Annotated in this window: 15 protein-coding genes; 10 read left to right on the forward strand and 5 right to left on the reverse strand. The window is 67.8% G+C overall.

From position 1 onward, the window contains the following. Positions 1-51: 51 nt before the first annotated feature. Positions 52-717, reverse strand: a complete 666-nt coding sequence (locus tag ABFO07_RS09950) for a DUF1120 domain-containing protein (protein ID WP_230948356.1) — start codon at positions 715-717, stop codon at positions 52-54. A gap of 81 nt (positions 718-798) precedes the next feature. Here ABFO07_RS09950 and ABFO07_RS09955 point away from each other — a divergent pair, with 81 nt between their 5' ends. Beyond that, positions 799-987: a hypothetical protein gene (locus ABFO07_RS09955; RefSeq protein ID WP_124483251.1), complete on the forward strand. Its 189-nt coding sequence runs from the start codon at positions 799-801 to the stop codon at positions 985-987. A gap of 368 nt (positions 988-1355) precedes the next feature. Here ABFO07_RS09955 and ABFO07_RS09960 read toward each other — a convergent pair whose 3' ends face one another. Next, positions 1356-1559, reverse strand: a complete 204-nt coding sequence (locus tag ABFO07_RS09960; protein ID WP_059561951.1) for a DUF1289 domain-containing protein — start codon at positions 1557-1559, stop codon at positions 1356-1358. A 505-nt stretch (positions 1560-2064) separates the two neighbouring features. On the opposite strand from ABFO07_RS09960, the gene ABFO07_RS09965 reads away from it, so the two are divergent. The 4 genes from ABFO07_RS09965 to ABFO07_RS09980 all read left to right on the forward strand — a co-directional run bounded on the left by ABFO07_RS09965 (position 2065) and on the right by ABFO07_RS09980 (position 6149). Beyond that, positions 2065-3159 carry a polyamine ABC transporter substrate-binding protein gene (locus ABFO07_RS09965; RefSeq protein ID WP_059562062.1) on the forward strand — a complete coding sequence of 365 codons (1095 nt, stop codon included), beginning with the start codon at positions 2065-2067 and terminating at the stop codon, positions 3157-3159. An 88-nt stretch (positions 3160-3247) separates the two neighbouring features. Further along, the gene (locus ABFO07_RS09970) at positions 3248-4408 is read left to right on the forward strand and encodes an ABC transporter ATP-binding protein (protein WP_059801434.1); all 1161 of its coding nucleotides are present in this window, start codon (positions 3248-3250) and stop codon (positions 4406-4408) included. Further along, entirely contained in the window at positions 4405-5334 is a 930-nt protein-coding gene (locus tag ABFO07_RS09975; protein WP_059561946.1) for an ABC transporter permease subunit, read from the forward strand. Before ABFO07_RS09970 ends, ABFO07_RS09975 begins: the two co-directional genes overlap by 4 nt. Further along, the gene (locus tag ABFO07_RS09980; RefSeq protein ID WP_347467050.1) at positions 5331-6149 is read left to right on the forward strand and encodes an ABC transporter permease subunit; all 819 of its coding nucleotides are present in this window, start codon (positions 5331-5333) and stop codon (positions 6147-6149) included. The genes ABFO07_RS09975 and ABFO07_RS09980 overlap by 4 nt, the downstream gene beginning before the upstream one ends. A gap of 297 nt (positions 6150-6446) precedes the next feature. On the opposite strand, the gene ABFO07_RS09985 is transcribed toward ABFO07_RS09980, so the two are convergent. Genes ABFO07_RS09985 through ABFO07_RS09995 form a run of 3 tightly spaced genes read right to left on the reverse strand, consistent with a single transcriptional unit; the run spans position 6447 to position 9860 of the window. Continuing rightward, positions 6447-7253 (reverse strand): sulfite exporter TauE/SafE family protein, encoded by an 807-nt coding sequence (locus tag ABFO07_RS09985; protein ID WP_059561939.1) that lies wholly within the window; start codon positions 7251-7253, stop codon positions 6447-6449. Positions 7254-7275: 22 nt separating this feature from the next. Next, entirely contained in the window at positions 7276-8952 is a 1677-nt protein-coding gene (locus ABFO07_RS09990; protein ID WP_347467053.1) for a bifunctional protein tyrosine phosphatase family protein/NAD(P)/FAD-dependent oxidoreductase, read from the reverse strand. A 41-nt stretch (positions 8953-8993) separates the two neighbouring features. Beyond that, positions 8994-9860: an MBL fold metallo-hydrolase gene (locus tag ABFO07_RS09995; RefSeq protein WP_375782250.1), complete on the reverse strand. Its 867-nt coding sequence runs from the start codon at positions 9858-9860 to the stop codon at positions 8994-8996. 248 nt (positions 9861-10108) lie between these two features. Here ABFO07_RS09995 and ABFO07_RS10000 point away from each other — a divergent pair, with 248 nt between their 5' ends. From ABFO07_RS10000 to ABFO07_RS10020, 5 genes are all read left to right on the forward strand, one after another. After that, complete coding sequence (locus ABFO07_RS10000; RefSeq protein WP_347467055.1) at positions 10109-11479, forward strand: sigma-54 interaction domain-containing protein; 1371 nt, start codon at positions 10109-10111, stop codon at positions 11477-11479. A gap of 112 nt (positions 11480-11591) precedes the next feature. Continuing rightward, complete coding sequence (locus ABFO07_RS10005; RefSeq protein ID WP_059988168.1) at positions 11592-12155, forward strand: DUF2975 domain-containing protein; 564 nt, start codon at positions 11592-11594, stop codon at positions 12153-12155. Positions 12156-12165: 10 nt separating this feature from the next. After that, positions 12166-12396 carry a helix-turn-helix domain-containing protein gene (locus ABFO07_RS10010; RefSeq protein ID WP_059561927.1) on the forward strand — a complete coding sequence of 77 codons (231 nt, stop codon included), beginning with the start codon at positions 12166-12168 and terminating at the stop codon, positions 12394-12396. Further along, positions 12393-13037, forward strand: a complete 645-nt coding sequence (locus ABFO07_RS10015) for a hypothetical protein (RefSeq protein WP_347467057.1) — start codon at positions 12393-12395, stop codon at positions 13035-13037. The genes ABFO07_RS10010 and ABFO07_RS10015 overlap by 4 nt, the downstream gene beginning before the upstream one ends. Before the next feature lie 86 nt (positions 13038-13123). Continuing rightward, entirely contained in the window at positions 13124-13651 is a 528-nt protein-coding gene (locus ABFO07_RS10020; RefSeq protein WP_059960280.1) for a DUF4124 domain-containing protein, read from the forward strand. Positions 13652-13666: the final 15 nt, after the last annotated feature.

Genomic DNA, 13666 nt, shown 5'->3' on the forward strand with positions numbered 1-13666 from the left:
TCGACGCCTGTCAGGCGATAAAGACTATCGACGGAAAGAGGCGTACCGGAATTACAGGTACACGAGCGAGACGGTCGCGAGGCCGTCGAGATTGATTTCCTGGCTCACGTCGAGATTCGACGTCTTGTCGATGGCGGCCTGCACGTCGAGCGTGCCGGTGAAGACCTTCGCCGCGACCGGCACCAACTTGCCTTTCGCTGCCCAGGACTCGTAGCCTCCGGTCCTTTCGGCGATTCCGTCGGACGTGATCCAGGTGGCGCCGCTGGTTTTCGAATGAATCGAATCGACAGCCACGCCATCTGCCTGGAACGAGTTTTTTCTGAACCGGAATGCAAAGGCGCCGATATTCTTGCCGCCGGCCTTGCCGAGACCGAATTGCGTGATGTTTGAGTTGGGCATGCCGAAGAAATTGATATTTCCGGAGAATGCGCCAGTGCCGGCACGATTGTCCTGCGCCGTCAGTGCGACGCGGGCGGCGGCGTCGCAGGTGATCGTGATCGAATCCGAATGGATCGTGAGCAGCGTGGGCTCGGTGGGGCTGAGTTCAGCCGTGCCGATGAGTCCGTAATCGAACGTGCCGCCGCCGGCGAGCGTCGGCGTGCAGGCGCCGGGCTTGATCTTGCCGGTGACCTTGACTTCGAACGACTCGGCGAACGCGGATGCGCTGCACATCGCGAGCAGGCCCGCAGTCACGAGGCCGGACATCTTGTTCGTCATCTTAATGAATTTCATTTGAAGGGGTTCCAGGTAATAAGCCGGAATTCCGAATTTGATTCGGGGGATCCGGATTTTTGACTAATGGAGAGAAATTCACCCGCCGATATTTCCGGTGAGCGAGGTGGAATTTATCAATTGGATTCTGAAATTGAAATCGGACATGTACAAATTTTCACGATTGTTTTTATGGAATCTGAAATTTCTATTCGTGAAAATAATCGGGTTTGTCTCGGAGTAACTGGTGTTTTGATCGTTACGAATGTCAAATGAAATACTTTTCAGCTTCAATAAAGATGAAGCGGTATGGATTCGATCTCGGCGGATGATTTCGAAGATCGGGCATGACGCGGCCTTGACACGTCAGTCGGCAATCGCCGGTCGGGATTGCCGGCGCACGGCGTCATGCCGGCCATGGCGCTTGCCGGCGGCGGGAAGGATGACGGGAAACGAATGTCGCCGTGTTTGTCGCGTTGGGGCGCGGGGGGCGACGCAGGCAGGGAACCAGGCGGGGCGCGCGGCCGACGCCGCGGCTGCGCGCGATACGCAGCGTTCGGTCGGCCGACGAGCGGCTCGCACGCGCACAGGCGGGAGCCCGGCCGTGTGCATCGCGTCGGCATGCGCCGGCGCGAGAGGAATTATTACAGCTTGTCGTACTGGAAGCGCATCGCCGTGCCTTCGCGCGTGATGCGTTCCCACACCGCGTGTTTTTCGTCGTCGCTCAGGAACACCCAGTTCGAGACTTCGGCGGCTGTGCGGCCGCAGCCCTTGCAGACGTCGTCGAAGAGGGTCGAACACACGCCGATGCAGGGGCTGTCGGGCAGGTCGTGGAGATTGGAGGCCATCGGAGGGGGCGCAGTGGAATCGTCGGGTCGTCATTTTAGTGCATCGGAGCCGGGTGGCCTGGCGGGTGCGGCCGGCATGCTGTCCCGGTACGTCGTCGTGACAGTACGGCCAAGCGGTCGATGATGGCCGCGGCCAACAGCGGGCCGGCCCTGGCGGCTGGGCCGGGCGCGCGACGCGCGTCGCGATTTCACCTGTGAAACGGCAGCATGCGCCGCGCTGCCGGACAAGCCGTTCGTCCGGCGCTCGGCGGCGGTTTCGCCACCGCCTGTTTTTCCAGGTGGACAGCCGCCGATTACCCGATAGAATTTCCCCCGGAACGCTCCGCCGCACGGGCGGCCGGATCGGCCGGCGGCGGGAATCTGTTCCGTTTGCGCGACACCGGCATGATTTTTTTGTGACGGAGCGCGAATGATGGTAGTTTTCGGGGTTTTCGAGGGGCGGAGCGCCAGAATGCGCCGCCATGACGAGGCAGCCGGGCGCGGGTCCGGCCGGAGGGAGAACGGGATGAAAGCAAAGGTAGTGGGCCGGTTCGCAGCGCTCGCACTGTGCGTGGGCGCATCGGCGGCGGCGGCGAAGGATACGCAGCTCAATGTCTACAACTGGTCGGACTACATTGCGAAGGACACGATCCCGAACTTCGAGAAGCAGAGCGGCGTCAAGGTCCGCTACGACAACTACGACAGCGACGACACGCTGCAGGCGAAGCTCCTGACGGGCAGCTCGGGCTACGACATCGTCGTGCCGACCAGCAACTACGCAGGCAAGCAGATCGCCGCCGGCATCTTCGCGCCGCTCGACAAGTCGAAGCTGCCGAACCTCAAGTATCTCGATCCGCAACTGATGGCGCTCGTCGCCGGCGCCGATCCGGGCAACAAGTTCTCGGTGCCCTGGGCGTACGGCACGACCGGCCTCGCGTACAACGTGAACAAGGCCCAGCAGATCCTCGGCAAGGTGCCGCTCGACAACTGGGACATCCTGTTCAAGCCGGAGAACATCTCGAAGCTGAAGGCATGCGGCGTGTCGGTGCTCGACGCGCCGGACCAGATGTTCGCGGCGACGCTGCACTACATCGGCAAGGACCCGATGAGCACGAACCCGGCCGACTACAAGGCCGCGATGGACGTGCTGAAGAAGATCCGTCCGTACATCACGCAGTTCAACTCGTCGGGCTACATCAACGACCTGGTCGGCGGCGACCTGTGCTTCGCGTTCGGCTGGTCGGGCGACGTCGTGATCGCGAAGCATCGCGCGATGGAAGCGAAGAAGCCGTACAAGGTCGAGTACTACATCCCGAAGGGCGGCGCACCGGTCTGGTTCGACGTGATGGCGATCCCGAAGGACGCGAAGAACAAGGACGCCGCGCTGCAGTGGATCAACTACATCGAGGATCCGAAGGTTCACGCGGCGATCACGAACGCGGTCTACTACCCGAGCGCGAACGCCGAGGCGCGCAAGTACGTGCGGCCTGACGTCGCGAACGACCCGGCCGTCTACCCGCCGGCCGACGTCGTGAAGACGCTGTTCCTGCTCAAGCCGCTGCCGCCGGAGATCCAGCGCCTGCAGACGCGTCTGTGGACCGAGCTGAAGTCGGGACGCTGACGCGAGCCGGAGCATCGCATGCAGTCATGAAGCCCCTGGTACCCCCGGGGGCTTTGTTCGTCAAAACGCAGGAGAGAAGCAGCACATCATGAATAGCCAGTCGAGTGCGCCGGTTGCGGGCGCGCCGTCCTTCATTCCTTCGTCCGGCGCCGACACGCGCGCCGAGAATTTTGTCCAGATCATCGACGTCGTCAAGAAATTCGGCGAGACCGAAGCGGTGCGCAGCGTCAACCTGACGGTGCGCAAGGGCGAACTGTTCGCGCTGCTCGGCAGCTCGGGCTGCGGCAAGTCGACGCTGCTGCGGATGCTCGCGGGCCTCGAGACGGTCACGTCGGGCAAGATCCTGATCGACGGCGAGGATCTCGCGCAGATGCCGCCGTACAAGCGGCCCGTGAACATGATGTTCCAGTCGTATGCGCTGTTCCCGCACATGTCGGTCGAATCGAACGTCGCGTTCGGCCTCAAGCAGGAAGGCGTGCCGAAGGCCGAGCTGAAGGAGCGCGTGCATGCGGCGCTCGAGCTCGTGCAGATGGGCAAGTACGCGAAGCGCAAGCCGCACCAGCTGTCGGGCGGCCAGCAGCAGCGCGTCGCGCTCGCGCGCTCGCTCGTCAAGCGCCCGAAGCTGCTGCTGCTCGACGAGCCGATGTCCGCGCTCGACAAGCAGATCCGCCAGCGCACGCAGATCGAGCTCGTCAACATCCTGAACAAGGTCGGCGTCACCTGCATCATGGTCACGCACGACCAGGAAGAGGCGATGACGATGGCGAACCGGCTCGCGGTGATGAGCGAAGGGCAGATCGTGCAGATCGGCTCGCCGAACGAGGTCTACGAGTATCCGAACACCCGCTTCTCGGCCGAGTTCATCGGCTCGACCAACCTGTTCGACGGCGTCACCGTCGAGGACGAGCCCGATCACGTGTTCATCGAGTCGCCGGACCTGTCGAGCCGGCTGTACGTGAACCACGGCATCACCGGGCCGCTCGGCATGCCGGTCACGGTGTCGGTGCGCCCCGAGCGCATCGCGCTCACGCGCAAGCCGCCCGAGGGCGCGTTCAACTGGGCGCACGGCCGGATCACCAACGTCGCGTACATGGGCGGCTATTCGCTGTACCACGTGAAGCTCGACGCGGGCAAGACGGTGATCGCGAACGTGTCGAGCCTCGCGATCTCCGAGCTGGAGACGCCCGCGCTCGGCGACGAGATCTACGTGCGCTGGAGCGCGTCGGCGGGGGTGGTGCTGACGTCATGACCGCGTTCAAGTCCCTGCTCAACTGGCCGGTGCGGCGCTTCAACCTGACCGGCCGCACCGCGGTCGTCGCCGGGCCGTTCACGTGGCTCGTGCTGTTCTTCCTCGTGCCGTTCGTGCTGGTCGTCAAGATCAGCTTCGCCGAGCTGCAGCTCGGCATCCCGCCGTATTCGGAACTCGCGACCTATGCGGACGGCGTCGTGCACGTCGCGCTGAACCTGTCGCACTACGCGTTCCTGCTGACCGACAGCCTGTACTTCGCGACCTACGTGAACTCGGTGCTGGTCGCGGCCGTCACGACGGTGCTGTGCCTGCTGATCGGCTATCCGATGGCGTACTACATCGCGCGCTCGAACCCGGCGACCCGCAACATCCTGATGATGGGCGTGATGCTGCCGTTCTGGACGTCGTTCCTGATCCGCGTGTACGCGTGGATCGGCATCCTGAAGAACAACGGGCTGCTGAACGACTTCCTGATGTGGATCGGCCTGATCCATACGCCGATCGAGCTGTACCGTACGAACTACGCGGTCTACATCGGGATGGTCTATTCGTACCTGCCGTTCCTCGTGATGCCGCTGTACGCGCACCTCGTGAAGATGGACCTGCGCCTGCTCGAGGCCGCGTACGACCTCGGCGCGAAGCCGTGGAAGGCGTTCGTGCAGATCACGCTGCCGCTGTCGAAGAACGGCATCATCGCGGGCTGCCTGCTGGTGTTCATCCCGGCGGTGGGCGAGTACGTGATTCCGGAACTGCTCGGCGGCGCGAACACGCTGATGATCGGCCGCGTGATGTGGAATGAATTCTTCAACAACGCCGACTGGCCGATGGCGTCCGCCGTGACCTGCGCGATGGTGCTGCTGCTGCTCGTGCCGATGGCGATGTTCCAGCACTTCCAGGCGAAGGAGCAGGAGGGCCGCCGTTCATGAAGCCGAATCGTTACCTGCAGTTCGCGGCGCTCGCCGCCGGCTTCGCGTTCCTGTACATCCCGATCCTGAGCCTGATCGTCTACTCGTTCAACGAGTCGAAGCTCGTGACGGTGTGGTCGGGCTTCTCGTTCCGCTGGTACTCGGCGCTCGTCGACGACGACGAGCTGCTGACCGCCGCATGGCTGTCGCTGAAGATCGGCCTGATGACCGCCACCGCGTCGGTCGCGATCGGCACGTGGGCCGGTTTCGTGCTCGCGCGGATGGGGCGTTTTCGCGGTTTCGCGCTGTTCAGCGGGATGATCAACGCGCCGCTCGTGATTCCCGAGGTGATCCAGGGCATCTCGCTGCTGCTGCTGTTCATCGAGCTCGGCAAGTGGATCGGCTGGCCGGCCGAGCGCGGCATCTTCACGATCTGGCTCGGCCACGTGATGCTGTGCATCTCGTACGTCGCGATCATCGTGCAGTCGCGCGTCCGCGATCTGGACCCGTCGCTCGAGGAGGCCGCGCTCGACCTCGGCGCGACGCCGCTCAAGGTGTTCTTCGCGGTCACGCTGCCGCTGATCTCGCAGGCGCTGATCGCCGGCTGGCTGTTGTCGTTCACGCTGTCGATCGACGACCTGGTGCTGTCGGCGTTCCTGTCGGGCCCCGGCTCGACGACGCTGCCGCTCGTGGTGTTCTCGCGCGTGCGGCTCGGCCTGAATCCGGAGATGAACGCGCTCGCGACGCTGCTCATCTTCGCGGTGACGGCCGGCGTCGTGATCGCGAACGTCGTGATGCTGCGGCAGGAGCGGCGCAGGATGGCGGCGCTGGCCTGACGCGCGGCTGCGCTGAATACGACCGTGAGAACGGGCGGCCTCTCCGACGGGGCCGCCCGTTTTGTTTTTGTTTTTGACAGTGACGTGCCGCCGCGCAATTTCTTTTGGTATGGGTCCGGCGGCAGCACGGCGGCGTATTTTTGCCGCCTATGTACCAGGGAAGCGGGGACGGGGCTGGCGGACAGGCTGCCTGGATTGCCGGCTGCGGCGGTGTATGACTACGTCGGCGCAGTGGCGCGAAGGGATTGATCGACGATGTGCCCGGCGCCGATAGCGGGTCGCCGGGCGTCATGCCGCTCACACCCCGAACACCGCCTTCACCATCAACCCGATCGCGACACACACGAGCGCGCCCGCGAACCCGATCTGCACATGCCGCGCAGACAGCCGCCGCGACACGCCACGCCCGGCCGCCATCCCCAGCGCGGTGGTCGCGGTAAACCACAGCGTCACGTCGAGCGGCGCATGCGTGCCCGCCATGAGCGTCGCGAACACGCCGCCCGTGCCGACCAGCGCGATCACCATCAGCGACGTCGCGACGATCCCGTGCATCGACACGTCGGTGAACTTGCGCAGCATCGGCACGATCACGAAGCCGCCGCCGACGCCGAGCAGGCCCGTCATCAGGCCTGTCACCGCGCCGGTCGACGCGAGCGCGAGCCCGGCGGGCCACGACCAGACGAGCCGGCCGGTATCGGGATTCACACGGCCGACGCACAGCGGCGACGCCTGCGCGGCCCCGTGCGGCGTGCGCAGCGCCTGCCGCAGCAGGCGGCCGGCGACGACCAGCATCGTCGTCGCGAACAGCGCGAGCAGCACGCGCTGCGGCAGCATGTGGGCGAGCCGCACGCCGAGCGTGGTGAGCGGCACGCCGGCCGCGGCCATCAGCAGCGCCGCGCGGTAGCGCACGAGCCCGCGGCGAAAGCCTTCGAGCGCGCCGAGCGCGGCGCTGCCGGCCACCGCGACGAGCGCGACGGGCGTGGCCTGCTGCATCGGCCAGCCCATCCCGACGACGAGCGCCGGCACCGCGAGAATTCCGCCGCCTGCGCCGGTCAGCCCGAGCACCGCGCCGACGATGCCGCCGAGCACGAGAGAAATCAGCATGGTGTGCTCCGGTCGGGCGGGGTCAACGGGCGATCGGCGGCTTGGCGAGCCATTCGCGGCCCTTCAGCATCGCCTTCCAGTACAGCGGCGGCAGCAGCCGCTCCTTCAGCAGCCATGCAAGCCGCGACGGCCGCCGGCCGTCGATCAGCCAGGCGGGGAAGGTCGGCGCGACCTTGCCGCCGTACAGGAATTCGGCGAGCACGATCCGGCCGCGTTCGACGGTCAGCGGGCACGAGCCGTAGCCGTCGTAGGCGGCCTCTCCTTGAACCTTGCCGAGCGCCGCGAGCACGTTGTGCGCGACGACCGGCGCCTGCTTGCGCGCGGCGGCGGCGGTTTTCGCGTTGGTCGTGTTGGTGGCGTCGCCAAGCGCGAACACGTTCGCGAAGCGCTTGTGCCGCAGCGTCGCGGGGTCGACGTCGATCCAGCCGGCCGCGTCGGCGAGCGGGCTCGCGCGCACGAAGTCGGGCGCGCGCTGCGGCGGCACCACGTGGATCATGTCGAAGTCGCGCACGACGGTTTCCGCACCGCCATCCGGCAGCGCGCGCCGGAACGTCGCGCGGCGCGCGGGGCCGTCGATCGCGACGAGGTTGTGGCCGAACTGCAGCGCGATGTCGTAGCGCTTCACGTATTCCATCAGCGCGGGCACGTAGTCGGCCACGCCGAACAGCGCGGCGCCCGCGTTCAGGAACTCGACGTTCGCGGCGTCGAGGCGGCCCGAGCGCCGCCAGTGGTCGCAGGCGAGATACATGGCCTTCTGCGGCGCGCCTGCGCACTTGATCGGCATCGGCGGCTGCGTGAACAGCGCGCGGCCGCCGCTGAAATCGCGCACGAGCTGCCACGTGTACGGCGCGAGATCGTAGCGGTAGTTCGACGTGACGCCGTTGCGGCCGAGCGTGTCGGCGAGCCCGTCGATCGCGTGCCAGTCGAGCTTGAGCCCCGGGCAGACGATCAGTTGCCGGTAGCCGATCCGGCGGCAGCCGTCGAGCACCACCGCATGCGCGTCCGGCTCGAAGCCGGCGACCGCGGCCTGGATCCAGCGCACGCCGCGCGGCAGCACGGAGGACATCCGGCGCGCGGTGGTTTCCGGCCGGAACACGCCCGCGCCGACCATCGTCCAGCCCGGCTGGTAGTAATGCACGTCGGCCGGGTCGATCACCGCGATGTCGAGCGAGCGGTCGCGCGCGAGCAGGCTCGACGCGACCGCGAGGCCGGCCGCGCCCGCGCCGACGATCACGATGTCGTGCTGCGCATCCACCGGCGGCGCCGCGCGTTCGCCGCGCGGGGCGAGGCGCGGCACGAGCGCGGACAGGTCGTAGCCGGCGGCGGCGGCCGTCGCGACGATGTCGCCCGGCGGCTGCAGGCCGGCCTGCGACAGCGCCCACAGCGTCGCCGAGCGCGTGCCGGTGCGGCAGTACGCGAGCACCGGCGTGTGGCGCGCATTCAGCGACGCGATGAGCGCGCCGAACCGCGCGGCCTGCTCGTCGGTGACCTTGCCGGAATCGACCGGCAGGTCGTGCACGTCGAGGCCGAGCGGCGCGGCGGCCGCGCGCAGCTCGGCGACGGTCGGCTGGTCCGGGCCTTCGCCGTCCGGGCGGTTGCAGACGATCGCGCGAAAGCCCGCGTCGCGCAGCGCGGGCAGGTCGGCGGCCGTGATCTGGGGCGAGACCGACAGCGTGTCGGTCAGCGTGCGGATGGTCATGTTCTGGAATTCTCCGGTCGGGGCGGGGTGGCGGGGGCGGCTCAGATCGCGTCGAGCGGGATCTTCAGGTAGCGCACGCCGTTGTCTTCGGCCGCCGGCAGATGGCCGGCGCGCATGTTGACCTGCACCGACGGCAGCATCAGCACCGGCATGTCGAGCGTCGCGTCGCGCGCGGTGCGCATCGCGGCGAAGTCGTCCTCGGTCACGCCGTCGCGCACGTGCACGTTCGCGCGCCGCTGGTCGGCGACGGTGCTCACGTACTGCAGGTCGCGGCCGCCGGGCTGGTAGTCGTGGCACATGTAGAGGCGCGTGTCGGGCGGCAGGCTCAGCACGCGCGCGATCGACCGGTACAGCGCACGCGCGTCGCCGCCCGGGAAATCGCAGCGCGCGGTGCCGTAGTCGGGCATGAACAGCGTGTCGCCGACGAATGCGGCGCGCTGCGCGCCGTCGTCGACGCAATAGGTCAGGCAGGCCGGCGTGTGGCCGGGCGTGTGCAGCGCGCGGATCGACAGCGCGCCGAGCGGCAGCACGTCGCCGTCGTCGAGCAGCCGGTCGAACTGGCTGCCGTCGGCCGCGAAGCCGGGGCCCGCGTTGAACAGCTGGCCGAACACGTGCTGCACGCGGCGCACCTGCGCGCCGATCGCGATCTCGCCGCCGACGCGCGCTTTCAGGTACGGCGCCGCGGACAGGTGGTCGGCGTGCACGTGCGTTTCCAGCAGCCAGTGCACCGTCGCGCCGAGTTCGGCCACGCGCGCGATCAGCCGGTCGGCGCTGGCGGTGCGCGTGCGGCCCGACTTCGGGTCGTAGTCGAGCACGCTGTCGATCAGCGCGCACGCGCGGCTCGCGGGTTCGAGCAGCAGGTAACTGATGGTGCTGGTCGCCGGGTCGAAGAAGCCTTCGACCGACATGGCGGGGGCGTTGCTCACGGGGATGTCCTCGATCAGGTTCGGCAATCGGCCTTCATGTGTACAAAATCCGTGCCAGCCGGCTCCGTCGCGCCGACGCACGCGCCAGTGGCTTGATTCGTCTCGTGTTTTCGCCCGCGGATACTCGCCGGGCGGGGCCGCGCCGGGACGTGCGGCGCAGTGGCACTGCCAGTTTCGGCAGCGTGATGGCAGAATTGGCAGTCTCCGTGGCAGCCATCCCGAATTCGCCCATGCACCCGCACGACATCATCCCGATCGTTCCCGCGCCGACGCGCGGCGCCGCGCCCGACGTGGACGCGCTCGTCTCCTATCTCGAGCAGGATCCGCAGCCGATGATCGTCGTCGATCCGGAGTACCGGATCCTCGCGGCCAACGGCGCGTACCGGCGCCAGTTCGGCGTCGCGGGCGTCGAGCACGTGGGCCGGCATTGCTACCGCGTGTCGCATCACTACGACGTGCCGTGCGACCAGGCCGGCGAGCATTGCCCGATGAAGCAGGCGCTCGAGTCGCGCGGCGTCAATCGCGTGCTGCACATCCATCACACGCCGCGCGGCCCCGAGCACGTCGACGTCGAGCTGCGCCCGATCTTCGATGCGGCGGGTGGCGTGATCGCGTACGTCGAGCGGCTGACGACGGTCCGCAGCGCGTCCGCGCAGCCGAGCGCGGACGGGCTCGTCGGCGGCTCGGATGCGTTCAACACGGCGCTCGGCTCGCTGCAGCGGGTCGCGCCGTCGATGCTGCCGGTGCTGCTGCTCGGCGAATCGGGCACCGGCAAGGAACTGTTCGCGCGGGCGCTGCACGAGGCGAGCGCGCGGGCGCAGGGGCCGTTCGTCGTCGTCGATTGCTCGGGGATCGCCGAGACGCTGTTCGAAAGCGAGCTGTTCGGCTACGAGAAGGGGGCGTTCACGGGGGCGGCGGCGCGCAAGCCGGGCCTCGTCGAAACCGCGCAGGGCGGCACGCTGTTCCTCGACGAGATCGGCGACGTGCCGCTGCCGATGCAGGTGAAGCTGCTGCGGCTGATCGAGTCGGGCACGTTCCGGCGGGTCGGCGGCGTCGAGGCGCTGCGCGCGGATTTCCGGCTGGTCGCCGCGACGCACAAGCCGCTGCGCGCGATGGTCGACGACGGCCGGTTCCGCCAGGATCTCTACTACCGGATCAGCGCGTTTCCGATACCGCTGCCCGCGCTGCGCGAGCGGCACGGCGATATCGCGCTGCTGGCCGCGTCGATCCTGCGGCGCATCGCGAACGCGCGCGCCGGGGCGCGCGACACGTCGTTCACGCTGACCGACGCGGCGCGCGCGTGCCTCGAAGCCTACGCATGGCCCGGCAACATCCGCGAGCTGCGCAACGTGCTGGAGCGCGCGTGCCTGTTCGCGGACGACGGCGCGATCCGCGTCGAGCACCTGCCCGACGAGGTCGCGCAGGCGGGCGACGCCGCGCGGCAGCCGGACGCGGTGCGCACGCTGTCCGACGACGAACTCGTGCGGATCGCGCGCACGTTTCGCGGCACGCGCCGGGCGCTGGCCGAGCACGTCGGGCTCAGCGAGCGCACGCTGTACCGGCGGCTGCGCACGCTCGGGGTCGCGACGCGGGACGCGTGAGCGTGCCGACGAGGCGCGACAAAAATCAACATTCGGCGATCATTAATTATCGTTTTACGATAATTTTGTCGGTAGAATCGATGGCTGGATCTCCACCCGTCGAGGACATCACATGCATTCCGATCGCGTTGCCCGCCTCAGCCAGCGGATGGCTGCCGTCACCCTGGGGTTCATCGTTGGCATGCTGCTGCTCAATGCCGCGTGCTGGGCCTTTCCGTCGCTGACGTCGATCGACGCCGGCGCCGGCTTCGGGTTCGGCCTGACCGATTCGCTGATCGCCGGGCTCGGCGTGGACGTCGCCGCGATGCCGTGGTGGCAGAAGGCGGGCGGCATCGTGCTGTCGAGCGTGCCGCTCGCCGCGCTCGCGATCGGCCTGCATCATCTGCGCCTGCTGTTCCGCACCTACGCGCGCCGCGACTATTTCTCCGCGCAGGCGGCCGGCCATCTCGGCAGGATGGGGCGCGCGATCGGCCTGTGGGTCGTGCTGAGCGTGCTGTGCGAACCGCTGCTGAGCATGTGGGCGACGATGCGCGAACCGGCCGGGCGCCATGTCGTGTCGATCAGCGTCGGCCTGCCTTACGTCGTCGCGCTGTTCACCGCGGGCTGCATCCTCGTGATCGCGCACATCCTGCGGCAGGCGAGCGAGCTCGACGCCGAGCATCGGCAATTCGTGTGAGGCGCGCGCAATGCCGATCGTCATCAAGCTCGACGTGATGCTCGCGACCCGCAAGGTCCGCTCGAAGGATCTGGCGGCGGCCGTCGGCATCACCGAACAGAACCTGTCGCTGCTCAAGCAAGGGAAGGTCAAGGGCATCCGCTTCGCGACGCTCGAGGCGATCTGCCGCTATCTCGATTGCCAGCCCGGCGACCTGCTCGCGTTCGACGACGACGGCAGCGATAGCGTCGATGCGGAATGACGGCGCGCGCGTGGCCCGGCGCGGGCGGCCGCCGGCCACGGCTGGGCGTCGGCGCGGTGGCGTGCGTCCTCGCGGTGGCCGTTCATGTGGCGGGCTGGCTTGCGCTCAAGTCGATGCCGACGACGGGCCGAGCGGTGCAACCGCACGCAGCGGAGACGGCGAGGCGGGCGCTGATCGTCGAATGGATTGCGCAGCGGCCGGCGGCAGACGCACGCAGCGCCGCGCGCTTGCCGCGTCGTCATGAGCCAAACGTCTCCGCCGTGCGCAGGCCGGCGCCGTCGACAGGCACGCAGAACCGATCGCCGAACTCGGAGGCCGTCACGAAGGCGGATGCGGCCGCGAATCGCGTCGAAGCCGTCAGGCCGAACGAGCCTGCCGCCGGCGTCGATTGGCGGCATGACCTCGATGCGATCGGCACACCACGGTCGGTCGGGCGCAGTCCTGCTGCCGCCGCGATCGGCGCGCTCGGCGCATCGTCGGGCGGAATCGCGCAGCGGCGCGACACGGTGGATGCGACATTGGCGCGTGGCGTGTCGGAAGCCCGTCGCGCAGATTGCCGGAGCGCATACGCGGGGATGGGCCTGCTGGCGATCCCCGCGCTCGCGCTCGACATGGTGCGCGACGCCGGCTGCAAGTGGTGACCGGCGCGGGTGACCGACGCGACCGGATGGCGACGGCACATGCATTTCAGGATAATGGCGCGCTCATTCCGAAGGCCACAATAACGATGACAATCCAATATCGACGCACCGGACCCGCGCTCGCGGCCCTGCTGTTCAGCTGCGCGGCCCATGCCGCCGACTACACGTGGACCGACGCGGCCGGCGCCCATGCGGTCACGTTCACGCGCACCGGGCAGGACGACGGCGTGAAGCTTCGGGTCGTCGGCACGCTGAACGGGCAGCCGGAATGGACCGTGCGCGACGACGTGACCGCATGCGGCGTGGACAAGATCCTCGACGTCGTGCCGGCGTCGGTCGAAATGCGCGACCTGCTCGGCAACGACCGCAAGCAGTTCCTGTTCGCGTACAAGATCGCCTGTACCGGTGACATCAGCCCGAACGGGGTCAAGTATTTCCTGATCGACCAGGGCAGGAAGTACGTGCTGCGCGGCGAGGAAGTGATCGTGATGGGCAAGAAGGTGACGGACGGCGGCAGCCCGCCCGTGCCGAGCGCGGACCTGAAGGCGAACCCGCTGTTTCTCGGCTACATGATGAAGCGCTGGCGCCGCCTCAGCGAGCGGCGCTATCCGTAACCGGGCGTGACGGGC

The organism is Burkholderia stagnalis (genome assembly GCF_039848545.1).
Lineage (GTDB): Bacteria > Pseudomonadota > Gammaproteobacteria > Burkholderiales > Burkholderiaceae > Burkholderia > Burkholderia stagnalis.

Coding starts and splice junctions, on each gene's coding strand:
- ABFO07_RS10020 (WP_059960280.1), top strand. CDS start 13,124: ATGACAATCCAATATCGACGCACCGGACCCGCGCTCGCGGCCCTGCTG.
- ABFO07_RS09970 (WP_059801434.1), top strand. CDS start 3,248: ATGAATAGCCAGTCGAGTGCGCCGGTTGCGGGCGCGCCGTCCTTCATT.
- ABFO07_RS10005 (WP_059988168.1), top strand. CDS start 11,592: ATGCATTCCGATCGCGTTGCCCGCCTCAGCCAGCGGATGGCTGCCGTC.
- ABFO07_RS10010 (WP_059561927.1), top strand. CDS start 12,166: ATGCCGATCGTCATCAAGCTCGACGTGATGCTCGCGACCCGCAAGGTC.
- ABFO07_RS09960 (WP_059561951.1), bottom strand. CDS start 1,559: ATGGCCTCCAATCTCCACGACCTGCCCGACAGCCCCTGCATCGGCGTG.
- ABFO07_RS09955 (WP_124483251.1), top strand. CDS start 799: ATGGAGAGAAATTCACCCGCCGATATTTCCGGTGAGCGAGGTGGAATT.
- ABFO07_RS09985 (WP_059561939.1), bottom strand. CDS start 7,253: ATGCTGATTTCTCTCGTGCTCGGCGGCATCGTCGGCGCGGTGCTCGGG.
- ABFO07_RS09980 (WP_347467050.1), top strand. CDS start 5,331: ATGAAGCCGAATCGTTACCTGCAGTTCGCGGCGCTCGCCGCCGGCTTC.
- ABFO07_RS10015 (WP_347467057.1), top strand. CDS start 12,393: ATGACGGCGCGCGCGTGGCCCGGCGCGGGCGGCCGCCGGCCACGGCTG.
- ABFO07_RS09965 (WP_059562062.1), top strand. CDS start 2,065: ATGAAAGCAAAGGTAGTGGGCCGGTTCGCAGCGCTCGCACTGTGCGTG.
- ABFO07_RS09995 (WP_375782250.1), bottom strand. CDS start 9,860: ATGTCGGTCGAAGGCTTCTTCGACCCGGCGACCAGCACCATCAGTTAC.
- ABFO07_RS09950 (WP_230948356.1), bottom strand. CDS start 717: ATGACGAACAAGATGTCCGGCCTCGTGACTGCGGGCCTGCTCGCGATG.
- ABFO07_RS10000 (WP_347467055.1), top strand. CDS start 10,109: ATGCACCCGCACGACATCATCCCGATCGTTCCCGCGCCGACGCGCGGC.
- ABFO07_RS09975 (WP_059561946.1), top strand. CDS start 4,405: ATGACCGCGTTCAAGTCCCTGCTCAACTGGCCGGTGCGGCGCTTCAAC.
- ABFO07_RS09990 (WP_347467053.1), bottom strand. CDS start 8,952: ATGACCATCCGCACGCTGACCGACACGCTGTCGGTCTCGCCCCAGATC.